The sequence below is a fragment of the Mycolicibacter sp. MU0083 genome (assembly GCF_963378075.1).
In the GTDB taxonomy this organism is placed as follows: domain Bacteria; phylum Actinomycetota; class Actinomycetes; order Mycobacteriales; family Mycobacteriaceae; genus Mycobacterium; species Mycobacterium kokjensenii.
In genome coordinates, this window is record NZ_OY726394.1 from 3,186,089 (window position 1) to 3,209,695 (window position 23,607).

Annotated in this window: 20 protein-coding genes; 4 read left to right on the top strand and 16 right to left on the bottom strand. The window is 70.6% G+C overall.

What is annotated here, in order from left to right:
* Window positions 1–31: 31 nt before the first annotated feature.
* The 9 genes from groL to RCP38_RS14970 all read right to left on the bottom strand — a co-directional run bounded on the left by groL (window position 32) and on the right by RCP38_RS14970 (window position 10,123).
* Entirely contained in the window at window positions 32–1,654 is a 1,623-nt protein-coding gene (gene groL, locus RCP38_RS14930; protein ID WP_308473711.1) for a chaperonin GroEL, read from the bottom strand.
* 92 nt (window positions 1,655–1,746) lie between these two features.
* Window positions 1,747–2,049 (bottom strand): co-chaperone GroES, encoded by a 303-nt coding sequence (gene groES, locus RCP38_RS14935; RefSeq protein ID WP_047321158.1) that lies wholly within the window; start codon window positions 2,047–2,049, stop codon window positions 1,747–1,749.
* A gap of 272 nt (window positions 2,050–2,321) precedes the next feature.
* Window positions 2,322–3,368: a tRNA (adenosine(37)-N6)-threonylcarbamoyltransferase complex transferase subunit TsaD gene (tsaD, locus tag RCP38_RS14940; RefSeq protein WP_308473712.1), complete on the bottom strand. Its 1,047-nt coding sequence runs from the start codon at window positions 3,366–3,368 to the stop codon at window positions 2,322–2,324.
* A complete protein-coding gene (tsaB, locus tag RCP38_RS14945) occupies window positions 3,365–4,453 on the bottom strand; it encodes a tRNA (adenosine(37)-N6)-threonylcarbamoyltransferase complex dimerization subunit type 1 TsaB (RefSeq protein ID WP_308473713.1) in 1,089 nt (362 codons plus the stop codon). Before tsaB ends, tsaD begins: the two co-directional genes overlap by 4 nt.
* Window positions 4,450–4,911, bottom strand: coding sequence for a tRNA (adenosine(37)-N6)-threonylcarbamoyltransferase complex ATPase subunit type 1 TsaE (gene tsaE, locus RCP38_RS14950; RefSeq protein WP_308473714.1), 462 nt, complete (start codon window positions 4,909–4,911; stop codon window positions 4,450–4,452). Before tsaE ends, tsaB begins: the two co-directional genes overlap by 4 nt.
* Window positions 4,904–6,010: an alpha/beta fold hydrolase gene (locus RCP38_RS14955; protein WP_308473715.1), complete on the bottom strand. Its 1,107-nt coding sequence runs from the start codon at window positions 6,008–6,010 to the stop codon at window positions 4,904–4,906. The genes tsaE and RCP38_RS14955 overlap by 8 nt, the downstream gene beginning before the upstream one ends.
* Window positions 6,000–7,154: an alanine racemase gene (gene alr / locus RCP38_RS14960; protein ID WP_308473716.1), complete on the bottom strand. Its 1,155-nt coding sequence runs from the start codon at window positions 7,152–7,154 to the stop codon at window positions 6,000–6,002. The genes RCP38_RS14955 and alr overlap by 11 nt, the downstream gene beginning before the upstream one ends.
* Window positions 7,155–7,284: 130 nt before the next feature.
* Complete coding sequence (locus RCP38_RS14965) at window positions 7,285–8,670, bottom strand: glutamate decarboxylase (protein WP_308473717.1); 1,386 nt, start codon at window positions 8,668–8,670, stop codon at window positions 7,285–7,287.
* A 10-nt stretch (window positions 8,671–8,680) separates the two neighbouring features.
* Complete coding sequence (locus RCP38_RS14970) at window positions 8,681–10,123, bottom strand: NAD(P)H-hydrate dehydratase (RefSeq protein ID WP_308473718.1); 1,443 nt, start codon at window positions 10,121–10,123, stop codon at window positions 8,681–8,683.
* 199 nt (window positions 10,124–10,322) lie between these two features.
* Here RCP38_RS14970 and RCP38_RS14975 point away from each other — a divergent pair, with 199 nt between their 5' ends.
* From RCP38_RS14975 to RCP38_RS14985, 3 genes are read left to right on the top strand one after another with little or no spacing between them, the layout of a single operon-like run.
* Complete coding sequence (locus RCP38_RS14975; RefSeq protein ID WP_308477327.1) at window positions 10,323–12,260, top strand: flavin-containing monooxygenase; 1,938 nt, start codon at window positions 10,323–10,325, stop codon at window positions 12,258–12,260.
* Window positions 12,257–12,994: an SDR family NAD(P)-dependent oxidoreductase gene (locus RCP38_RS14980; RefSeq protein WP_308473719.1), complete on the top strand. Its 738-nt coding sequence runs from the start codon at window positions 12,257–12,259 to the stop codon at window positions 12,992–12,994. Before RCP38_RS14975 ends, RCP38_RS14980 begins: the two co-directional genes overlap by 4 nt.
* Window positions 12,991–13,353, top strand: a complete 363-nt coding sequence (locus RCP38_RS14985) for a hypothetical protein (RefSeq protein ID WP_308473720.1) — start codon at window positions 12,991–12,993, stop codon at window positions 13,351–13,353. Before RCP38_RS14980 ends, RCP38_RS14985 begins: the two co-directional genes overlap by 4 nt.
* Window positions 13,354–13,381: 28 nt before the next feature.
* Here the strand turns inward: RCP38_RS14985 and rnhA are convergent, their stop codons facing one another.
* From rnhA to glmS, 5 genes are all read right to left on the bottom strand, one after another.
* The gene (gene rnhA / locus RCP38_RS14990; protein ID WP_308473721.1) at window positions 13,382–13,870 is read right to left on the bottom strand and encodes a ribonuclease HI; all 489 of its coding nucleotides are present in this window, start codon (window positions 13,868–13,870) and stop codon (window positions 13,382–13,384) included.
* Window positions 13,867–14,493, bottom strand: coding sequence for a VOC family protein (locus RCP38_RS14995; RefSeq protein WP_308473722.1), 627 nt, complete (start codon window positions 14,491–14,493; stop codon window positions 13,867–13,869). The genes rnhA and RCP38_RS14995 overlap by 4 nt, the downstream gene beginning before the upstream one ends.
* Before the next feature lie 28 nt (window positions 14,494–14,521).
* Entirely contained in the window at window positions 14,522–15,355 is an 834-nt protein-coding gene (locus tag RCP38_RS15000) for a DUF4436 domain-containing protein (RefSeq protein ID WP_308477329.1), read from the bottom strand.
* A 91-nt stretch (window positions 15,356–15,446) separates the two neighbouring features.
* On the bottom strand, window positions 15,447–16,004 hold the full coding sequence (locus tag RCP38_RS15005) for a hypothetical protein (RefSeq protein WP_308473723.1): 558 nt from the start codon (window positions 16,002–16,004) through the stop codon (window positions 15,447–15,449).
* 12 nt (window positions 16,005–16,016) lie between these two features.
* Window positions 16,017–17,885 (bottom strand): glutamine--fructose-6-phosphate transaminase (isomerizing), encoded by a 1,869-nt coding sequence (gene glmS, locus RCP38_RS15010; RefSeq protein WP_308473724.1) that lies wholly within the window; start codon window positions 17,883–17,885, stop codon window positions 16,017–16,019.
* Window positions 17,886–17,982: 97 nt separating this feature from the next.
* Between glmS and RCP38_RS15015 the strand changes: the two genes are divergently transcribed.
* Window positions 17,983–18,822 (top strand): dienelactone hydrolase family protein, encoded by an 840-nt coding sequence (locus RCP38_RS15015; protein WP_308473725.1) that lies wholly within the window; start codon window positions 17,983–17,985, stop codon window positions 18,820–18,822.
* 132 nt (window positions 18,823–18,954) lie between these two features.
* Here RCP38_RS15015 and RCP38_RS15020 read toward each other — a convergent pair whose 3' ends face one another.
* Window positions 18,955–22,395, bottom strand: a complete 3,441-nt coding sequence (locus RCP38_RS15020) for a PGRS repeat-containing protein (protein ID WP_308473726.1) — start codon at window positions 22,393–22,395, stop codon at window positions 18,955–18,957.
* Window positions 22,396–22,473: 78 nt separating this feature from the next.
* Window positions 22,474–23,595 carry an outer membrane porin GjpA gene (gene gjpA, locus RCP38_RS15025; protein ID WP_308473727.1) on the bottom strand — a complete coding sequence of 374 codons (1,122 nt, stop codon included), beginning with the start codon at window positions 23,593–23,595 and terminating at the stop codon, window positions 22,474–22,476.
* Window positions 23,596–23,607 lie beyond the last annotated feature (12 nt).

Sequence of the window (23,607 nt, forward strand, 5' to 3'; positions counted from 1 at the left end):
CAACAGGACCGGGGTGTTCTCGTCGAACCGGTTAGTGCGCGTGCCCGTGGTGTCCGTGCCCGGCGTGCTCGTCGACCTCGACGGGCTTGTCCACCACCGCTGTCTCGGTGGTCAAGACCATCCGCGCCACCGAGGCGGCGTTGAGCACCGCAGACCGGGTCACCTTGACCGGGTCGATGACGCCGTCGGCGGCCAGGTCACCGTAGGTCAGCGTCGCGGCGTTGAAGCCCTGCCCGGCAGGCAGTTCGGCGACCTTGCTGGTCACCACCGCACCGTCGACGCCGGCGTTGGCGGCGATCCAGTACAGCGGCGCGCTCAGCGCGGCGGCGAACACCTCCACGCCCAGCTTCTCGTCACCGCTCAGCGAGGACGCCAGCTCCGACAGTGCGGCGCGGGCCTGCACCAGCGCGGTACCGCCGCCGGTGACGATGCCCTCCTCGACCGCGGCCTTGGCCGCCGCCACCGCGTCCTCGACGCGGTGCTTGCGCTCCTTGAGCGCGGTCTCGGTGGCCGCACCGACCTTGATCACCGCAACCCCGCCGGCCAGCTTGGCCAGCCGCTCCTCGAGCTTCTCCCGGTCCCAGTCGGAATCGGTCGCCTCGATCTCGGAGCGCAGCTGCTTGACCCGTCCGGCGATCGCCTCGGGCGTGCCGGCGCCGTCGACCAGGACGGTATCGTCCTTGCTGACGACCACGCGGCGCGCGGTGCCCAGCACGTCCAGGCCGGCTTCCCGCAGCGTCAGGCCGACGTCGGGGTTGATCACCTGACCGCCGGTGACGATCGCCAAGTCCTCCAGGAACGCCTTGCGGCGGTCACCGAAGTAGGGCGCCTTGACCGCGACGGCCTTGAGGGTCTTGCGGATCGCGTTGACCACCAGGGTGCTCAGCGGCTCGCCCTCGACGTCCTCGGCGATGATCAGCAGCGGCTTGTTGGCCTCGACGACCTTCTCCAGCAGTGGCAGCAGGTCCGGCAGCGAGCTGATCTTGTCCTGGTGCAGCAGGATCAGCGCGTCTTCGAGGACGGCTTCCTGGGAGTCGAAGTCGGTGACGAAGTAGGCCGACAGGAAGCCCTTGTCGAAACCGACGCCGTCGGTGATCTCCAACTCGGTGTGCAGCGTCGAGGACTCCTCCACGCTGACCACGCCGTCGCTGCCGACCTTGGTCATCGCCTCGCCGACCAGCTCACCGATCTCCTCGTCGCGCGAGGACACGTTGGCGACCTGGGCGATGGACTCCTTGCCCGAGACCGGGGTGGCCGCGGCCAGCAGTGCCTCCGAGACCGCGTCGGCGGCCTTGGCGATACCGGCGCCGAGCGCGATCGGGTTGGCGCCGGCCGCGACGTTGCGCAGCCCGCCGGAGATGATCGCCTGGGCGAGCACGGTGGCGGTGGTGGTGCCGTCGCCGGCCACGTCGTTGGTCTTGGTGGCCACCGACTTCACCAGCTGGGCACCGAGGTTCTCGAACGGGTCGTCGAGGTCCACGTCGCGGGCGACGGTCACGCCGTCCATGGTCACCGTCGGGCCACCGAAGGACTTGGAGAGCACCACGGTGCGACCGCGCGGCCCCAGCGTCACCCGGACCGCGTCGGCGAGCTTGTTCACGCCGGCCTCCATGGCCCGGCGCGCGGCCTCGTTGAACTCAATCTGCTTGCTCATAAGCTGTTTAAGCCCTTTTCTCTACGCGTGCCGCCCCGGACATCACCCGTAAAACGGGGATCTCCGGGGCGGTCACGGTGGTTAGCTTGTGGCTACTTGCCGACGATGGCCAGCACGTCGCGGGCGGACAGGATCAGGTACTCCTCACCGCCGTACTTGATCTCGGTGCCGCCGTACTTGCTGTAGATGACGACGTCGCCTTCCTTGACGTCCAGCGGGATCCGCTTGTCGCCATCCTCGTCCCACCGGCCGGGGCCGACGGCGACAACGGTGCCTTCCTGCGGCTTCTCCTTGGCGGTGTCCGGAATGACCAGACCGGAAGCGGTCGTGGTCTCGGCCTCGTTGGCCTGAACGAGGATCTTGTCCTCGAGTGGCTTGATGTTCACGCTCGCCACGATTGGAGCCCTCCACATTGTCTGGATGCGACCCGGCACACGCCGAGCCCATCGGAACGTACTTACTTAAGGTGTTCGGCATTCGTGCGAACCCTCGCGTCGTCGTCGCGGGTGCCGAGCGAGAAGATCGAGCGACTGCCACCTAGCACTCTATACATGAGAGTGCTAGCACTCAAGGGCACCCCGGTGCTTCCCCGACGTCACCTCCGATCCGCCGCGAGCGTGCGTAGTTGTACGCCTGGGCCCGGCGTGTCGTGTGCAGACACGCACGCTCACGCAGGGGAGGGCGCCACCTGGGCGCAGACCACCGGCAGGCCGGGATCGGTGGCCGCATCCAGCGGCGACGGCGCCGCCCCGCCGGCGATCAGGTGGGCGGCGAAGGCCGCGATCATGGCCCCGTTGTCGGTGCACAACCGCAGTGGCGGGATCCGCAGCGCCAGCCCGGCCGCCGCGCAGCGCTGCTCGGCCAGTTCCCGCAGCCGGGAGTTGGCGGCCACCCCGCCGGCGATCAGCAGGGTGCCCACCCCCAGGTCGGTGGCGGCGCGCACCGCCTTGGCGGTCAGCACGTCGGCGACCGACTCCTGGAAACCGGCCGCCACATCGGCCGGGCTGAAGTCGGGGGTGCGCTCTACATAGCGCGCGACGGCGGTCTTCAGCCCGGAGAAGCTGAACACGTACGGATCATCGCGCGGGCCGGTCATGCCACGCGGGAACACCACCGCGTCGCGGTCTCCGGTGCGGGCCAACTCATCGAGCACCCGCCCGCCCGGATAGCCCAGCCCGAGCAGCCGGGCCACCTTGTCGTAGGCCTCGCCGGCGGCGTCGTCGACGGTGCTGCCCAGTTCGACGATCGGCTCCCCCAGCGACCGCACGTGCAGCAGATGGGTGTGGCCGCCGGAGACCAGCAAGGCCACGCATTCCGGCAGCGGGCCGTGCGCGTAGACGTCGGCGGCCAGGTGTCCGCCCAGGTGGTTGACGCCGTAGAACGGCACCCCCCAGGCCGCGGCGTAGGCCTTGGCCGCGGCCACTCCCACCAGCAGGGCCCCGGCCAGACCGGGACCGATGGTGGTCGCGACTGCGTCCGGGCGGCGGCCCTCTCCCAGTCCTGCCGCCGCCAGCGCCCGCCGCATGGCCGGCCCCAGCGCCTCCAGATGTGCCCGTGACGCGATCTCGGGCACCACCCCGCCGAAGCGGGTGTGCTCGGCGACGCTAGAGGCCACCTCGTCGGCCAGCAGGGTCAAGGTGCCGTCGGGGTTCAGCCGGGTGATGCCGACACCTGTTTCGTCACAAGAGGATTCGATGGCCAGGACGATCGTCACGAGGTAGCCTCCCGTCGCATCGTGTAGGCGTCGGCGCCGTTGCGGTAGTAACGCTTGCGCAGACCGGTCTCGACGAAACCCACGTCCCGGTAGAGCGCGATGGCCGGCGCGTTGTCGGTGCGGACCTCCAGGTGCACGACGCCGCCGTCGGCGTAGTCCAGCAGGTCGGCGAGCAGTCGCCGGCCGATGCCGCGCCCCTGGTGGGCGGTGTCGACCCCGATGGTGTGCACCTCGTATTCGAACGGCGGGGTACGCCCCAACCGCGCGATGCCGGCGTAGCCCACCAGGGTGTCGCCGATCCGGGCGCCGACGTAGTGATTGTCACCCGCCTCGATGGCCCGGTCGAAGGCTTCGGCCGGCCACGGGTCGTCGCCGCCGAACAACTGGGCCTCCAGTTCGGCGCAGCGCCCCGCGTCGTGATGTCCAAGGGCGCCCAGCACCACCGGCGGCACCGCGGCCGCCGACGGTTTGGCGTCGGGGCGGCGCAGGTACAACGGCACCAGGGCCTCCGGTTCACTGTTCCAATCCCGCACCGCGGCAACCAGTCCCGCGGGCGAGGGATAGCCGATGCCGAGGTCGGGAAGGTCGAACAGCGCGGTATGCGCGGGTGAACCGGCCACCGCGACGGCGTCGCCGGGATCGACGTCGGCCGGGGCGCATACCGCCGGTCCGGCGATCCGGGCACCGTCGCGATAGCGCGCCCAGTAGACCTCACGGCGCCGGGCATCGGTGACCACCAGCAGCTCCCCTTCGGCCGCCGCAGCCGCCGCTATCCCGATCGCGTCCAGGCTGCACACGCCGTACACCGGGATCCCCAGCGCGTGGCCGTACGCCGCAGCGCTGGCCATCCCGACCCGCAACCCGGTGAACGGCCCCGGCCCGCAGCCGACCACGACCGCGCCCAGGTCGGTCATGCCCAGTCCGGCGTCGGCGAGCGCGGCCAGCACGTTCGGGGTGAGTCGTTCGGCGTGGGCGCGGGCATCGAGGGTGAGCCGCTCGGCCAGCACGGTGCGGCGGTCGGCGGCCACCAGGCCCGCGGTGACGGCGGGCGTGGCGGTGTCGATGGTCAGAATCGCGACGGTCACGGCGTGTGCCACCGCCAGGTCGCGGTGCGCGTATCGGAGTCCGGTGCGCGATCCAATCGGATGTCGAGATGCCGTTCGGACAGCCGCTCGGCGAGCCCTTCGCCCCACTCCACCACGACGACGGCGTCGTCGAGTTCGGTGTCGAGGTCCAGGGAGTCCAGTTCTGCCGACAGGTCCAGCCCGGCCTCGTCGAGCAGCCGGTACAAGTCGACGTGGATCATCGCCGGAGCTCCGGCGCGGCGCGCCCGATGTTCCCGCGCCAACACATACGTCGGCGAGGTGACCGGTCCGTCGACGTCGAGAGCCGCCGCGATCCCCTTGGCCAACACGGTCTTTCCGGCCCCCAGCGGCCCGGACAGCACCACCACGTCGCCGGCACGCAACTGGCCGCCCAGCCGCTGCCCCAGCGCGACGGTGTCCTCGGCGGTGTCCAGCGTCGCGTCCTGTCGCTCAGCCATCGCGCCCGGCCTTCCGCCGCAGCCGGCGGGTCAGCACGACCCGCCGCGGGGTGGCCCGCTCCACCAGTCGCACCAGCGCCTCATCGATGACATCGGGTTCCTCCAACTGCACCAGATGCCCGGCACCGGGCACGATCACCAGCTCACAATCCCACAGCGTGGCCGCCATCGCCCGCGAGTACCCCGGCGGGGTGAGCAGGTCGCGGTCGCCGCAGGCCACCAGGGTCGGGATCTTGGCCAGGGCCTGCAGTCCCGCGCTCTCGTCGTGCACCTCCAGCGCATGCAGGAAGCCGACCATGGTGGCCACCGGTGTGGAGTGCATCATCTCCTCGGAGAAACCCACCACGCTCGCGCTGATCTCATCGGTGCCGTAGGAGGCCGCGCGCAGGATCGGGGCGATCACCCGTCGGGCCGCACCACGACCGCGGTGCACCAGACTCGGCGCGTAACGCACACTGAACTGGACGGCTTCCAGCGCGGGATTGCGCAGGATCTCCCCCAGCGGTGACCGCGAAACCCCTTTGGCCGCCGAGGAGATCAACGCCGCACCGACGATCCGGTTGCCGTAGTGCCTGCCGAACTGGCGGGCGTGCGACAGCACGGTCATGCCACCCATCGAATGCCCGACCAGGACCACCGGCCCGCGGGGCACAGTCGCGGTCAGCACCGCCTCCAGATCCCGGCCGAGGCGCGGCACGGTGTAGGTGTCCGGTGGTGCCGCACCGGAGTCGCCGTGGCCGCGCTGGTCGTAGAAGACCATCCGCACCTGCTCGCCCCATTCGGCGGCCAGGCGGGCGCGCTGAAAATGGAAGGACTCCATCCGCAGGCAGAAGCCGTGCGCGAACACCACGGTCAGCGGCGCATTACGCGGTCCCACGTCGCGTACCGCCAGTTCCACTCCGTCGTCGGTGACCACCACCGAGCTGTGGTCGTGGGCGAGGATCTCGAAATCCTCGTCGGCGTAAGCGTCTTCGGCGGTGGTGCGTCGAGTCACCGACCGTGCGATGGTGGTGCCGGCGATGGTGCCGACCGCGGCCAGGCCGGCCGCCCCCGCCAGCCAGCCGCCGGCCCGCCAGGATCCGCGCCGACTAGCCGCCATCGGTGCCCCGATAGGTCCGGGCGACCCGCCCGCGCGGGCTGTTCACCACCTCGTAGTGGATGCTGCCCAGCTCGTCGGCCCAATCCTGGGCCAGCGGTTCGCCGTTCGCGCCCGACCCGAACAGGATCACCTCGTCACCCTCGGCGACGTCGACGGGGCCGGGGCCCAGGTCCACGACGAACTGGTCCATGCACACCCGTCCCACACTGCGTCGGCGCCGTCCGTTGATCAGGACGTCGAACCGTCCGCTCAACGGCCGGAACACTCCGTCGGCGTAGCCCATCGGCACCAGCGCCACGGTGGTGTCGACCGGAGCGACCCAGGTGTGGCCGTAGGACACCGCGTCACCGGCTTTGATCGAACGGACCAGCACCACAATCGACTTCAGCGTCATCGCCGGAATCAGTCCCATGTCGCCGCGCTCCGGGATCGGGCTGAGCCCGTACACGGCGATTCCCGGCCGCACCATGTCGTAGGCCAGGTCCGGGCGGGTCAGCGCCGCCGCCGAGTTGGCCAGGTGCGCAACCGGGAACGGCAGCCCCTGTTCGCGGACAAGTTCCAGCAGGCCGGAGAATCGTTGCGCCTGAAGGTTGTTCGCCGGATTCTCGGTCTCGTCTGCGCAGGCCAGGTGCGACATCAGCCCACGGACCCGGACCGCGTCGTCGGCGACGGCCTTGCGCAGCGCGGTCACCAAGGCCGGGAATTCGGCGGCACCCACCCCGTTGCGGTTCATTCCGGTGTCGGCCTTGACCGTCACGGTCGCGGTCTGCCCGGTGCGGCCCACCGCGTCGAGCAGCTCACCCAGCTGTCGTACCGAGGAGACCGCGATCTGCACGTCGGCGGCCAGTGCGGGCACGAAGTCGGCCCCCGGCCCGTGCAGCCAGGCCAGCACCGGGGCGCTGATGCCGGCCGCCCGCAGAGCCAGCGCCTCCTCGACGGTGGCGACCCCGAGTTCGGCCGCGCCGGCGGCCAGCGCGGCGCGGGCCACCTGGGCGGCCCCGTGGCCGTAGCCGTCGGCCTTGACCACGGCCATCACCTTCGCGCCGCCGGCGGCCTCGACCAGCACCCGCACGTTGTGGGCGATGGCGTCCAGGTCCACCAGCGCCTCGCCGAGCAGGCCGGACGTTCGGGATATGGCAGTCATGTCGGTCTCGATTCTCCCAGAACCGGCGGACTGCCCCGATCAGGCCGCCGAACGTGTAACCAGTGCGATAAATGGGGCGAAAATTCGCAACAGTCACACGCTCGGCGACAGTGACAGCGGATGGCGCCGTCTAGTGCGAGAAGTGCTGCTGGTCGTCGAAGTGGCCACCCGGCTTGAGCCGATCCAGCGTGGTCACCGTCTTCATGATGTCGTCGAACAGCGCCCGGGCCAGGTCCGCCGACAGGCCCTCGCGGACCACCACCCGCAGCACCGCGACGTCCTCGGCGCCTTCGGGCATGGTGTAGGCCGGGACCTGCCAACCGTAGGTGCGCAGCTCATGGGAGACGTCGAACTCGGTGTAGCCGCGCTCCCCCGCCAACCGGCAGCTGACCACCGGGATCGCCGAGCCGTCGCTGATCACCTCGAAATGACCCGAGGCGGCCAGTTGGTGTGACAGCCAGCGGGCGGTGTCGGACAGGGTCCGCATCACCTCGGTGTAGCCGCCGCGGCCCAGCCGCAGGAAGTTGTAGTACTGGCCGACGACCTGATTGCCCGGGCGGGAGAAGTTCAGGGTGAACGTGGGCATGTCCCCGCCGAGGTAGTTGACCCGGAACACCAACTCCTCGGGCAGATGGTCGGCGTTGCGCCACACCACGAAGCCGATACCGGGGTACGTCAGCCCGTACTTGTGGCCGCTGACGTTGATCGACACCACCCGGGGCAGCCGGAAGTCCCACTTGAGGTCCGGGTGCAGGAACGGCACCACGAATCCGCCGCTGGCCGCGTCGACGTGCACCGGTACGTCCGGCCCGCCGCCGGCGGCCAGGGTGTCCAGGGCCGCACAGATCGCCTCGACCGGTTCGAGCTCACCGGTGTAAGTGGTGCCCAGGATGCCCACCACGCCGATGGTGTTCTCGTCGACGGCGTCGGCGACCTGTTCGGGCGTGATCACATAGCGGCCCTGCGCCATCGGCAGGTAGCGGGGTTCGACGTCGAAGTAGCGGCAGAACTTCTCCCACACCACCTGCACATTGGAGCCCATCACCAGGTTGGGGGTGCGGCCGCTGAAGTCGCCGACCTTCTGCCGCCAGCGCCACTTCATCGCCAGCCCGCCGAGCATCACCGCTTCGCTGGATCCCACGGTCGACACACCCACCGCACTGGCCGGATCGTCGGCACGCAGGTTCTCGGCGTGGAACAGGTCGGCGACCATGCACACGCATCGCTGTTCGATGGCCGCGGTGGCCGGGTATTCGTCCTTATCGATCATGTTCTTGTCGAACGACTCCGCCATCAGCGCCGAGGCTTCCGGATCCATCCAGGTGGTGACGAAGGTGGCCAGGTTCAGCCGGGAGCTGCCGTCGAGCATCAGCTCGTCGTGGATGAAGCGGTAGGCGGCCTGCGCGTCCATCGGGTCTTCGGGCAACCGCAGCGCCGGCACCGGCGCGGTGAACAGCCGACCGGTGTAGGCCGGGGCGACCGTGTTCGCGGGGACCGACGGATGGGAATGGGTCACAACTACTCCTCTACAACTGGGCAAGGGCGGTACGGATGTGGGCCAGGATGCGCGACGCCGACGTGGGCGTGGCGCCGGGTCCGGGATCGCCGGCCGAGGCGGCGGCGGCCCGGGTGTGTACGAAGGCGGCGGCGGCAGCGGCCTGGCCGGCCGGCAGACCGGACGCCAGCAGGGCGCCGATCATCCCCGACAGCACGTCGCCGGAGCCCGCGGTGGCGGCCCAGGATCCGTGCGCCTCGTTGAGATAGACCCGGCCGCACCCGTCCGGCGATCCCGTTGCCGGCTCGGCGACGACGGTGACGTTGCCCTTGAGCAGCACGGTGGCCCCGAAGCGGTCGGCCAGTTCCCGGGCCGCGCCGACCCGGTCCGGACCGGGCGGGTGACCGGCCAGCCGGGCGTACTCCCCGGCATGCGGCGTGAGCACGGTGGGGGCGCTGCGCCCGGCGACCAGGTCGGGGTGGGCGGCCAGGATGGTCAGGGCGTCGGCGTCGACGATCACCGGAAGATCGGTGCCCAGCGCGAACCACAGCGCAGCGGCGGCCTGCTCGCCGGTGCCCAGGCCCGGCCCCACCACCCAGGCCTGCACCCGCCCGGCGGCGGCCGGGTTCGGGGCCGCGATCACCTCCGGCCAGTGCGAGACGACTTCGGCGTCTGCGCTTCCCGCGTAGCGGACCATGCCCGAGGTGGCCGCCACCGCGGCACCCGTGCAGAGGATGGCCGCTCCCGGGTAGGTCGCCGAGCCGGCCAGGATTCCGGTGACGCCCTGGGTGTACTTGTCGTCGCGGGGGCCCGGCGCCGGCCAGCATTTCTCGACGTCGGCCGCGGTCAACGAGTGCAGGTCGGTGGCCGGTAGCTGCAGGCCGATGTCGACGAGTTCGACCCGACCGCAATCGGCCAGCGCATGCACCGGTTTGAGGCCGCCGAAGGTGACGGTGAGCGCGGCCTGCACGGCCGCACCCTCCGCGGCGCCGGTGTGCGGGTCCAGTCCGCTGGGGATGTCGACGGCCACCACCGGGATACCCCGGGTCGCGACATCGGCGAACACTTCGGCGGCGTGCGGACGCAACGCGCCCCGCCCGGAGATGCCCACCACGCCGTCGATCACCAGATCCGTTGCCGACGGCACCGCATCGACGATCCGGCCGCCGGCGCGCCGGAACGCCGCCAGGCCCTTGGCGTGGGAACGCTCGGGATCCAGCAGGATCGCGGCGGCCGCCGCGCCACGCCGGCGCAGCAGGGTGGCCGCCCACAGTGCGTCGCCGCCGTTGTCGCCGGAACCCACCACCGCGCACACGTTGCGCCCGGACACTCCCCCGGTGCGGGCGGCCAGTTCCCGGCCGATCGCGGTCGCCAGGCCGAACGCGGCCCGGCGCATCAGCACGCCGTCGGGCAGGCTCGCCAGCAGGGGTGCCTCGGCGGCACGGATGACCTCGACGCTGTAGTAGTGCCGCACTCCACCCTCCTCACCGGTGATCGCCCGTCCTCGCGGTTGCCAGGCTAGTGGCCGCCGGCGATGCCCGGGCGATGTCGCAGCGGACGGTGGCGGGTCGCGGCAACCGCGCCGCAGAATCCTTGATCGACCACCGTCGCTCGCGTATCGTCCGAACCAATTTCGCGCCGCTCAGTAGCGAATAGAGGGAAAGGCCGAGTTGTTGCGCAACCGCTATGCCGGGGAACCGTTCACCAGCACCGACACCGAGATCGCCACCGCTTTGGAACAGGTCTCGATCCCGACCCTGCTGCTGTCGTGCGTACACATCACCGGTGATCCCCGGTTCATCCGGGACTTCGCCCAGAACGGAATCTTCCTCAACGAGATCCAGGGCTTCATGTCCGAGGAGGACAAGGCGCGGGCCCGCGCCGAGGCACTGCCGGTGATCATCGACTACCGCGACCGCGGGTGCCCGCAGCCCGCACCGCTGCCCGCCGAACTGATCAAGGAGATGATGGATTGGGCGGCCTGCGAAACCGTTCCGGAGGCCTACCTGGGGTTGCTGACCGAGGAACTCGACCTCGACGGTGTCGACCCGCGGCGCCCGACGGTGTTGAAAGCCGATGCCGCGACGCAGCTGCCGGTGGTGGTGATCGGCTGCGGTGAATCGGGTGTGCTGGCCGGAATCCGGCTGGCGCAGGCCGGCATTCCCTTCACGATCATCGAGAAGAACGCGGGCCCGGGCGGAACGTGGTGGGAGAACGACTATCCGGGTGCCCGGGTGGACGTCGCGAACCACTTCTACTGCTACAGCTTCGAACCCAACAACGACTGGGGCCACTACTTCGCCGAACAGCCGGAGTTGCGGGCCTATTTCGCCGACCTGGTCACCAAGCACGGACTGGACGCCCACATCCGGTGGGGCACCGAGGTGACCGACGCGGTCTGGGACGAGGCGACCGGGACGTGGACGCTGACCGTGCGCACCTCCGACGGTGCGGTGTCCACGGCCTCCGCGCGGGCGGTGATCACCGCGGTCGGCCAGCTCAACCGGCCGAACCTGCCCGACATCGAGGGCGCCGAGGACTTCGCCGGGCCGGCGTTTCACTCCGCGGCCTGGGATCACAGCGTGGACCTCACCGGCAAGCGGGTGGCCCTGATCGGGGCCGGTGCCAGCGGATTTCAGATCGCGCCGGCCATCGCCGATCGCGTGGAGCACCTGACGGTGTTTCAGCGCACCGCGCAGTGGATGTTCCCCAACCCGATGTATCACGACGCGGTCCCCGACGGGGTGCGCTGGGCGTTGCAGCACCTGCCGTTCTACGGCCGCTGGTACCGGTTGCTGCTGTTGTGGCCCGGCGCCGACAAGGGCTTGGAGGCGGCCCGGGTGGATCCGGACTATCCCGATCAGGACTTCGCGGTCAGTGAGATCAACGCGCTGGCCCGGCAGATGTTCACCGGGTGGATCACCGATCAGGTCGGTGACGACGAGGAACTGCTGGCCAAGGTGCTCCCCGACTACCCGGCGACCGGTAAACGCACCCTGCAGGACAACGGCACCTGGTTGAAGACCCTGCGCCGCGACGACGTCGAACTGGACCGCACCCCGATCCGCCGGATCACCCCGACCGGCGTCGAGACCGCGGACCGGGTTCACCACGATGTCGATGTGATCGTCTACGCCACCGGATTTCGGCACACCGACGTGTTGTGGCCGATGCGCGTCACCGGTCGCGACGGCACCGACCTGCACGCCCTGTGGGGCAGCAAACCGTTCGCGTATCTGGGCATCACGGTGCCCGGCTTCCCGAACTTCTTTCTGCTCTACGGGCCGGGGGCGCATCTGGCCCACGGCGGCAGCCTGATCTTCAACTCCGAGTTGGAGATGCGCTACATCGACGCCTGCCTGGCCAAGCTGGCCGACGAGGGACTGCACTCGGTGGAACCCACCGCCGAGGCGGCCGCCGAATGGCATCGGGCCACCCAGGCCGAGATCAAGAAGACGGTGTGGGCGCATCCGGCGGTCAAGCATTCCTATTTCAAGAACGCCGACGGCGAGATCCACACCGTGAGCCCGTGGCGGCTCGACGAATACTGGTCGGCGATACGGGAACCGGACTGGTCTCAGTTCGTCGTCAAAGAAGGAGCGGCGAAGTGAGCGGTGTGGTGGTCACCGGGGCGGCATCGGGGATCGGCCGGGCGTGTGCGCAGGCACTGGTCGCCGAGGGGCGGCGGGTTGCGTTGTGGGACATCGCACCCGCCGTGACCGACGTCGCCGAAAGCATGGGGATGCCCGGCGCGGTGGTCGACGTCTGTGACGACGCCGGCCTGCCGGCGGCGGTCGCGGCCGCTGCCGACGCACTGGACGGCATCGACGGCCTGGTGCATGCCGCGGGCCGGGTGCTGCCCGAACCGGTGGGCGCCTATAGCGGCGAGTCCTGGGATGCCGTCATGGACGTCAACCTGCGCGCCCAGGCGATGCTGGTGCAGTTGATGTTGCCGCACCTGGAGGCGGTGGCGCGGGCCGGTGGCGGTCCGGCGGTGGTCGGCATCTCCAGCATCGAGGGACTGACCGCCAATCCGTTCATCCCGGCCTACTGCGCCTCCAAGGCCGGCCTGCTGGGGCTGACCCGGTCGATGGCCGCGCAACTGGGCCCGGCCGGGATCCGCGTCAACGCGGTCTGCCCGGGCTTCATCGAAACCCCGATGCTGCAGATCGCGCTCGACGTGGAGGAGGTCGCAGCGGGTTTCGTAGCCGCCGCGCCGCTGGGGCGTATCGGCCGGCCCGAGGAAGTCGCCCAGGCCGTGGCGTTTCTGATGTCGCCGAGGGCGTCGTTTGTCACCGGCACCCAGATCGTCGTCGACGGTGGAGTCACCGCGCGGCATCCATGACGATGCCCCCGAGCGACCCGCCCCCGAAGCCACCCGTCTCGCGGGCGGATCTCATCGGCTCGGTCACGGCTCTGGTCCTGACGGTCGTCGGGGCCGCTACCGCCGCGCTGCTGGGGTTGATGATGGTGGCCTTCACCGACAACTGCCCACCGGCGACCTGTGATATCGACGCCGGCGTCACGGCGATCACGGCCGGGTTCGGCGTCGCCGCGGCGCTTGGTCTGATCGGGATGGCCCTGACCATCGTGCGACTGGTGCGCCGCCGCCCGGCCTGGCCGTTTGCTGTGGCGACATTCGCGCTGACCGCCGCGGCCTGCGCCGCGGGCATCGGAGGCTATCTCACCGCGGTGGGCGGCTGACGGCCCGCTGGGACCCCGATTCCGGAAGTCACTCCATGCCGGTCGCGGTGCGCGTGGCCGCCTCGGCGATCGCCTGGTGTAGGCCCCGGGTCGCCAACTCATCGGCCAGCTCGTTGTCGGCGACCCCCGAATGGCCTTTCACCCAGAACCACTCGACCTGGTGACGCGCGCAGGCGGCCTGAAGTCGCTTCCACAGGTCGACGTTCTTCACCGGCTGCTTCGCCGCGGTCAGCCAGCCGTTGCGCTCCCAACCCGACACCCACTTGGTGATGCCGTTGCGCACGTAGGTGCTATCGGTGTGCAGATGTACCACCACGGGACGGGTGAGGGCTTCCAGCGCCACGATCGGGGCGGTCAGCTCCATCCGGTTGTTGCTCGTCTCGCCGGGTTCCCCACCGCACATCTCGCGGACGTGGTGGCGCATACGCAGCACCGCGCCCCAGCCACCGGGGCCCGGGTTGGGGCGGCACCCACCGTCGGTGTGGATGACGACCACGTCATCGGTGGATTCGGTCATCGGCTGAGAATAGGGGGCGAGATCATCGCGGTGCGGACCGACATGCCCAGTTCGCGATGCCGCAGCGTGGTGATCCGGCGGCCGGGCTGCACAGCGTCCTTCACCGGCGAGGTGCGCTCGCCGAAGAACGACGCCGTCACCTCGATATCGGCGACGGTGTAGGTGATTCCCCACAGCGATGACGGGCCGTCCGCCGCCGCATCGGGCGCCCCGACGACTTCGAGGATCACCGCATCCAGCCGGAAGAATATCTGCCGCATCGGCCGGCCGCCGAGTTCGGCGTCGCGGACCCGGCGCGCCTGCAGCCCGACGGCCGCCAACGCCTCGACGCTGCGAGGCAGGTTGGGAGACAACAGCACAACGTGATCGATTGAGGTGACGCCGTTCGGATGCACGGCCGGTTCGGTGGCCGCCGCGTCGGAACGGACGGTGGGGATACCGTCGAGCGGGCCGTCGGAGGGCAGACCCCGCAGTGCCCACCCGAGGATGCCGGTGCCGCTGCCGGTCAGCCGCAGCCGAACCTCACCCACCCGGCAGACGTCGTCGGGGTCCACGCTGAACCCGGCCGACCGCCAGGTGCCGGCCGAATCGGCGAGATGGAGTTCGTCGACGGTGACGGACATGCCGCTCACAGTACTTCCGCGCATCCCGTCAGGCTTGGGTGACCGGATCGGGCTTCAGGTCACGCCACCAGCAGAAGATGAACAGCAGCATCGACATGACCAGCGCCACGATCACCCACAGGGTGACCGTGACATCGATCCAGGATCCGATCGGCGGCGCGTCGGGCAGCGCTTCGCGCAGCGGAACCACCGCGAAAAGCATTGCGGCATACCAGGTCGTCATCGGCGGCTGGAATTTTCGCCAGCCCCCGAACGTCAGCAGCGCGACCACGACGCCGACCGCTGCCAGCGCGACCAGCACGCCGACGACGACGGCGCCGAACGCCACGGTGCTCGGCGACCGGTGCAGCGTCACCCGGTAGGGGCCACCGGTCTCCTCGTCCCCGGTGATCTCGTTCTTCCAGCCGGCGATATGGTCGACGAATATCGCCGAGATCCGTTCCGGCGCCGGGGAGTCGCCGCGCAGCACGTCGACGGTGATCGGGCCCGTCTCGTAGTGGTCGAACGGCCAGTTGGCGGAGTTTCCGGAGACGGTCAGCGGGACCGGGAACTCACCGGGCACCATGCCCTTGGCCCAGGTCCGTTTGGTCGGTGTGACCGCGGAATGCACCGCGATGCTGAGCTCGTCCTTGAGTCCGTGGGTGGCCGGGTCCAGCAGTCCGGCCCCCGGGGTGATGGTGACCTTGCCGGTCAAGGTGCCCTTGACGGTCTGCAGATCTTCGATGTCGATGGTCACCGTCGTGCCGTCGGCCGCGGCCCGGCCCTCGGTGAGTTGGCGCGGGCAGCCACACCCCGCTTTGTGGTACAGCGCGACGGTGACGACATAGGACGCGATGAAGAACACCGTCATGCCGAGGATCATCAAGAGCCTGGCCCGCTTGGTACGCGGGGAAGGGGTGGTGCTGGTCACGATGTTTCTTTGTACTCGACGGCGACCGGCGTGGTCGGCGGAATCAGAAGACTTCGCTGCCCGATGCGGAGATGACGAAGCCGTGCGTCACCGCCGGCGCACCGGCTTTGGCGCCGTTCTCGTGCGGCGCTCGGAGGACACAGGCGACCTCGGTGCCGAACGGGCTTCCGCAGACCAACGATTCGGTGGGCGAGAAATCCCAGAACACGATCTTGTGGCCGGGCGTCAGCATGATCGTGGGCACCTTGGCGGGATCGCCGAGCAGCCCGTCGGGTGCCGAAGGCCAGAACTGCGCCGGGCCGTTGCCGTCGGCGTGGACGGTGCCCAGACTCACGCTGCGGGTTCCCGCCGGGGCGCCGACGATGTTGCCCGCGCAGGCCACACTGTGCGTCACCTTGCCGCGGCTCTTCCGGCAGGCCACACCGGCGGGTGTGGTGAACGCCAGGTCGGGGATTCCGGTGAGGTCGGCGAGGGTGGCCGGCAGCGGTCCACTGTCGTCGACGAGCGGCCCGAGGTCGGGAACCTCGTTGGCCGCAACCGCATTCGGGACGGGTGAGAGCACCGCCACCGCGGCGCACGCCATCGCCATTGAACGTCGCACTGATTTCTCCCGCTACTCGACGGTGACCGATTTGGCCAGGTTCCGCGGCTTGTCCACGTCATAACCGCGCGCCTGCGCCACCCCGGCGGCGAAGACCTGCAGCGGAATGGTGGACAGCAGCGGTTGGTAAAGCGTTGGCACCGCGGGGATCTCGATCAGGTGATCGGCGTAGGGGCGCACCGTCTCGTCGCCCTCCTCGGCGATCACGATGGTGACCGCCCCACGCGCCTGGATCTCCCGGATGTTGGAGAGCAGTTTGGAGTGCAGCATCGCCGCGTTCTTCGGCGAGGGCATCACCACGATCACCGGCAGGTCGTCTTCGATCAGGGCGATCGGCCCGTGCTTGAGCTCGCCCGCGGCGAACCCCTCGGCGTGCATGTACGCCAGTTCCTTGAGCTTGAGCGCGCCCTCGAGTGCCACCGGGTAGCCGACATGGCGGCCCAGGAACAGCACGGCACTCGATTTCGCGAACTGCCGGGCCAGGTCGGCCACCGACTCGATGCTCTGCAGCACCTGCGACACCAGTTCGGGCATCGCCTCCAGTTGCCGGTACTCCTTCTCGACCTCGTCGGGGTACTTGGTGCCCCGGGCCTGCGCCAGCGCGAGACCGACCAGGTAGTTCGCGGTGATCTGCGCCAGGAAGGTCTTGGTCGAGGCGACGCCGATCTCCGGACCGGCACGGGTGTAGAGCACCGCGTCACACTCCCGCGGGATCTGCGAACCGTTGGTGTTGCAGACCGCGAGCACCTTGGCCTTCTGTTCCTTGGCGTGGCGGACCGCCTCCAAGGTGTCGGCCGTCTCGCCGGACTGGCTGATCGCCACCACCAGGGTGCTGCGGTCCAGTACCGGGTCGCGGTAGCGGAACTCGCTGGCCAGCTCGACCTCGACCGGAAGCCGGGTCCAGTGCTCGATCGCGTACTTGGCCAACAGCCCGGAGTGGTAGGCGGTGCCGCAGGCCACCACGAAGACCTTGTCGATCTCGCGCAGTTCCTGGTCGCTCAATCGCTGCTCGTCGAGCACGATCCGGCCGTCCTCGAAGTGTCCGAGCAGCGTTTCGGTCACCGCGGTGGGCTGCTCGGCGATCTCTTTGAGCATGAAGTACTCGTAGCCGCCCTTCTCGGCGGCGGACAGGTCCCAGTCGATGTGGAAGGGCCGGGCGTTGGCGGTGTCGTCGGCGCCGGCGAAGTCGGTGATGCGGTAGCCGTCGGCGGTGATGACCACCGCCTGGTCCTGGCCCAACTCGACCGCGTCGCGAGTGAAGGGAATGAAGGCGGCGACGTCGGAACCCAAGAACATCTCGCCGTCTCCGATGCCGACCACCAAGGGGGTCGAGCGGCGGGCGGCGACGATCGTGCCCGGCTCGTCGGCATGGGCGAAGACCACGGTGAAGTGGCCCTCCAGCCGGCGCAGCACCGCCAGCGCGGATCCGACGAAGTCCCCGGCGGCCGCACCTTCGCGGTATTCGCGGGCCAGCAGGTGGACGGTCACCTCACTGTCGGTCTCGCTGGCGAACTCCACCCCGGCACGTTCCAACTCGTCACGCAGCACCGCGAAGTTCTCGATGATGCCGTTGTGCACCACGGCGAACTTGCCGGCCGTATCGCAGTGCGGGTGGGCGTTACGGTCGGTCGGGCGGCCGTGGGTGGCCCACCGGGTGTGGCCCAGCCCGGTGCCCCCGGCCAACAGCGCGGGTTCGGTGTCGGCGAGTTCGGCCTCCAGGTTGGCCAGTCGGCCGGCGCGGCGACGGATGGTCAGCTGTCCGACGCCGTCGACGACCGCTATGCCGGCGGAGTCATAACCGCGGTATTCCATCCGGCGCAACGCCTCGACGACAACGTCACGCGCAGGCCGCTGCCCGACGTAGCCGACGATTCCACACATAACTGTCCAGGGTAGTGCAACGGCGGGTACCCCTGAGCAATCGTGCAGGTCACCCAAGCCTTGATCGGGACGGACCGCCGTGCGTTACCGTCATCGGATGGCCAGCATCAAGCGTCTTTACGCCGCGTTGAACCGCCCCGGCCCGCATCGCGTGCTGCGGGGCGATCTGGCCTATGCGGGCCTGGCCGGGGTGGTGTACACCCCCGAGTCCGGCTACCGCCTTCCCGCAGTGGCCTTCGGGCACGACTGGCTGACCGGGGCCGACCGTTACGCCGGACTGCTGGAGCACCTGGCGTCGTGGGGCATCGTGGCCGCGGCACCTGACACCGGGCGGGGTCTGGCTCCGTCGGTGCTGGAGGCGGCCGCCGACCTGGGCTGTGCGTTGGAGATCACCACCGAGATCCGGTTGGGGCGCGGCCGCATCAGTGTCAACCGGGACCGCCTGGCCGTCGCCGGCCACGGTTTCGGCGGTTCGGCTGCGGTGTTCGCCGCTGCGGGCCTATCGGTGAAACCCCGGGCGGTGGCCGCGATCTTTCCGACGGTCACCACTCCCCCCGCCGAGCAGGCGGCGGCGACGCTGGATGTGCCCGGCGTGGTGTTCAGCAGCCCGGACGCTCCGAAGGCGCTGCGCTCCAACGCCGTCGAGCTGGCGCATGCCTGGCCCGGTTCGACGCTGCGGGTGATCGGCAAGGCGTCGGCCGCCGGCCTGCCGCAGGGCCGGCGCCTGGCCGGTTTCTTCGGATTGCCGACATCCGACCGGCGCACCCAGCGGCGGGTGCGTGCCCTGTTGACCGGCTATCTGCTGGCACAGCTGGTGGGCGACAAGACCTACCGGGCCTTCGCCGATCCGCAGGTGGCGCTGCCCAAAACCGAAGCGCTGGAAGCCTTGCCGGAGCCGGTGAGCCCGGAGGAGAAGTTCGCCGCGCTGTTCGCCTAGGTTCAGTCCCCGGCACCAGACCGGTTTTCCGCCCGAACCGATCGGCTCACGTAGCCGCAAGCGAGGCCCGCTGACGACACGATCGCCGGGCCCCTGTTGCGGGGCCCGGCGACCGTGTCGAGCAAGGCGCGGCTAGCTGCCCGGGTTGCCGGCGCTTCCGTCGGCGCCCGCGGGGCCGGTGGCGCCGTCGTTGTTACCGGTGCCACCGGTACCGCCCGCGCCTCCGGTGCCGAGTGCACCGCCGTCGCCACCGTCTCCGGCGGTGCCGGTTCCGGCCGGCGCTCCGCCGTCACCGCCGTCGCCGCCGTTACCGCCACCACCGCCGGCAGCCCCATTACCGCCGTTGCCGGCATTGCCGCTGGTGCTCGCACCGCCGTTGCCGCCGGTTCCTGCGGCGCCGCCCTTACCGCCCGCGCCGCCGTTGCCACCGTCGAGGCCATCGCCGTTGGCGCCGGACCCGGCGCTGCCGGTCCCACCGTCGCCGCCGTTGCCGCCGTGGCCGCCGGCCCCGGACGCGCCGCCGGCGCCGCCCGTGTTGGTGTCGGAGCCACCGCCGGTCCCGCCGTTGCCGCCGTGACCACCGGCACCGCCGGTGCCGCCGTCGGCCCCGGCCGCGGTGGGCACGCTGGCCCCGTCGAGGCCGTTACCGCCGGCGCCGCCCGCGCCGCCCACGCCGCCCTTGCCGCCGAGGAGGCTGAGGTTGGCGGTGCCGTCGGTGCCGCTGGTGCTGTCGCCGCCGGCTCCACTGATGCCGCTGTGACCGCCGACCCCGCCGTTACCACCGTCACCGCCGGCCAGACCGTTGCCATTGGCGTCCACACCGCCGTTGCCCCCGGCGCCACCGTTGCCGGCGACACCGCCGGCGCCACCGGAACCACCGGAACCACCGTTTCCGGTGCCCGACGTGCCACCGGCACCACCGTTACCGCCCTTACCGCCCGCGCCGCCATCGTGGCCGTTGCCACCGGCGGCGTTGGCTGAGCTGGTACCCGCGGCGCCGTTGCCACCGGCCCCACCGGCCCCACCGGTACCGCCCAGGCCGCCGTTGCCGTCCGTAGCGGTGGCGCCGTCACCGGCGCCACCGTGCCCGGCGGTACCGGCGGTCCCGCCCGCGCCTCCGATACCTGCCTGACCGCCGTTACCGCCGGCCAATCCTGCCCCGGTGGTCGGATCGGTGCCGCCGTCACCGCCCGCACCGCCCGCACCGCCACGACCGCCCACACCGCCGGCGCCGGCGTTGCCGCCGGTGCCGTTCTCCGAGTTGCCGCCGTTGCCGCCCTTGCCGCCGGCCGCGGCGTCACCGCCGGTGCCGCCGTCGCCGCCGGGCGTGGTCGAGCCGCCGCCCAGGAGGCTGTTGCCAGAGACCCCCGCGGTGCCGGCCAAACCCGCGCCGCCGACACCACCGGTACCGCCGTTGCCGCCGTTGACGTCGCCGGCACCGTTGCCGCCGTCACCGGCGTCGCCACCGACACCACTGGTAGCGCCGACACCGCCCAAACCGCCGTTGCCGCCGTTGCCGGCGTGACTGGCGCCGAAGCCGGCGGGGTTGCCGACCGTGACCGCTACGCCGCCACTGTCGCCGCCGTTACCACCGGTGCCACCGCTGCCGCCGACGGTGCCGAACACCGACGAACTGCCACCACCGGCACCTCCGGTGCCGCCGTTGCCACCGGACGCGGTGCCGTCGCCGCCGTTACCGCCGGCGCCGCCGTTGCCGCTGACGTCATCGCCGACGCCACCGCCACCCGCGCCGCCTTGACCGCCGTTGCCGCCGACGCTGACCACGTTGACCCCGGTCGCGCCGCTACCGCCGGCACCGCCGGCACCACCGTTGCCGCCGTTAGCCGAAACGCCGAGCACTACGCCACCGAAGGAGCCGCCGGCACCGCCGATGCCGCCGTCGCCGCCCTGGCTGTAGATGTTGCCGTCACCGCCGTCCCAACCGGTGCTGACACCGCCGGCACCACCGGCACCACCGTTACCGCCGGTGCCGCCGTCGACGGTGGAGCCGCCGCCGCCGCCGGCACCACCGTTGCCGCCTTTGAAGGTGCCGGTGCCGCCGTCGGTGCCGTTACTGCCGTGGCCGGCGATCAAACCGTCGCCGCCGCTGCCGCCGCGGGCACCGTTGCCGCCGATGGTCTTGATGGTGGCGTCGTCGGTGGCTCCGTTGCCGGCCGCACCGGCGGCGCCACCCGCACCCCCGGTACCGGTGTCGTTGGAGCCGCCGTTACCACCTTGACCACCGTTGCCGGCGGTACCGATGACGCCGACCGCGCCGGTGGCGTCACCGCCGTTACCGCCGTGGCCGCCCGTGCCGCCGATGTTGTCATCCAGCGAGCTACCGCCCGCGGCACCGACGCCACCGTTACCGCCGCTGATGCCCGCACCACCGTTACCGCCGCTGCCACCGGTGCCGCCGATGTCGCCGGCACCACCGACACCGCCGGCGCCGCCGGTGCCGCCGTTCCCGAGGTAGGCGCCGGAGCCGTCGGCGAACGCGTCACCGCCGTTGCCGGCGTTACCACCATCGCCGCCGTCACCGGCCTGCCCGGCCTGCCCCAGGAACGGCGAATCGAAGTAGTTCGAACCGCGGGCGCCGGCCGCGCCGCCGGCACCACCCTTGGCCGAGAGCGCGCTGCCACCGTTGCCACCGTTGACGTGGGCAGCGGTTCCGGCCGCGCCGTTCCCGGCGTTACCGCCGGCACCGCCGGCACCACCGGCACCACCGTTGCCGAACAGGTAGCCACTGACCCCTCCGGCTCCACCGTTGGCGCCAGCCGTGCCGTTACCGCCGGTGCCGGTGCCGCCGTCGGCGAAGCTGCCGGCCGCGCCGGCCAGACCGGCGCCACCGGCACCACCGGCACCACCGTTGCCGAACAGCCAGGCCATCGCCGCGCCACCGTCGCCGCCGGCCGCGCTGGCGAAGCCGCTCACGGCGTCACCGCCGGCCCCGCCGTCGCCACCGTTGCCCATGAAGACACCGCCGATGCCGCCGTCGCCACCCATGGCACCGGCGCCACCGGCCCCACCGTCGCCGCCGTTGCCGAAGCCCAGCGCGTTGCCGCCGTCACCGCCGGCCACGCCGGCCACATCACTGCTCCAGCCGGCACCACCGTCGCCGAACCACAGGCCACCGTCACCGCCGTCGGGGTTCTCCGCCGTGCCGTCGATGCCGTCGCCGATCAGGTACTGGCCGGCCAGTGTGTTGATGGTGCCGTTGACGAATTCACCCAGCGGGTTGTTGATCCAGAACTCGGCCAACTCATGCAGCGGGGTGTAGAAGAGCCCGTCGATCAGCGAGGCGGCGTTGAATGCCGACGCGTCGCCGAAGAAGCTGCTCAGATCGCCCAGGTCGAAACCGGCTGCGGGACCGGCGACGTCCGCGTCGGGCACGAGCCAGTCCAGAGTGAACAGGTCCTCGATATCGGCATGGGCCTGCGGCGCGGCGCCCAGCGGTGTCATGCCGAACGCGAGGAACGCCGCGACGGCGCTGCCGGCGCCGATCATCCGGTTGCGGCGCCGCGATGCGGTGTTTCCGTGGGAGTCAGCCGGGCCGTTGGTGTGACGACTCATTTGCGAACACCTCTCCTGTGAAAGTTCAGTTGGTGGTGGAAGTTTTCAGTGGGGTCGACGAACTACGCAGCGGGCGCTTCAGAAGCTGAATCCGGTAAGGAGATCCGCGAACCAGTCGCTGGCCGCGGCACCGCCCACTCCACCGTCGTCGAGGTCGGTGATCAGCGGCAGGTCCGAGTCGGACAGCGGCGGTGCCACGGGCACCGCTCCCTTGCCGTCCCAGCCCGAACCCAACAGCGCACCGACGGTCTGCCCCCAGGCCTGCCACGCCGCGAGCGGACCGACCGCGTGGCTCTCGAGGTTCAGCGCACCGAGGACGGGAACACCGACCAGGCCGAGTCCGACACTGTTGAGGATGGAGCCGCCGACGGCCGGGGTGGCGTCGATCAGGGCGCCGCCGGGGCCGGCGACCTGATAGGGGTCGATGGCCACGTCACCGGCGGTGAACAGGCCACCGAACGCGATGTCCACATGGGTGAGCTCCGAGCCGGCCGGGAGCAATCCACCACCGATTTCATTGATCAGCGGGACCAGGCTGTCGAGGTTGAGAGTGGCGCCGTTCAGGAAGGCACCGAAGGTGTTGGCCAGGATGTCCCCGAGGCTGTCGTGGTCGGTGATGCTGTTGAGCAGCCCCACCCACGGCGCGATCAGCGGGCCCAGCGAGCCCATGATGATGCCGCTCAGCGGCGAGGACAGCATGTGCAGGACCGGGATCATCTCGGCGGGGAACATCCCACCCGCGATCTGCGCCAGCGGGCCGGCGAACAGGTCATACCAGCCCAGGGTGGAGGTCACCGGGTCACCGGCGAACAGGGTGTGGCTGAGCACGGTCTCCAGCGTCTCGGTGGTGGGGTTGGTCAGTGCGTATCCGGTGAACAAGCCGTCGAGGTTGTGGCGAATCTGTTCGGTGACGGCGGTGATGTTCGCCGGGTCGTCCAGCAACTGCTGGGCGTAGTCGTATTGGTTGGCGAGGAACTGCTGGAACGCGACGCCGGGGGCCAGGTTGACGTTGTTCATCAACTGGGTGAGGTTCTCCGACGCCAGGTTCAACGCGTCCGCCCAGGCGTCGGACGCCGTCAGCGTGATGTCGGGGACCACGGTCATTCCGTGCGGCGGCGCCACCACCGGTGTGGCCGCAACCAGGCTTGCGCCCACGATCGCGACACCGGCGGTGACGTAGGGGCGAAGAGTTTGCTGCACAACAATCTCCTT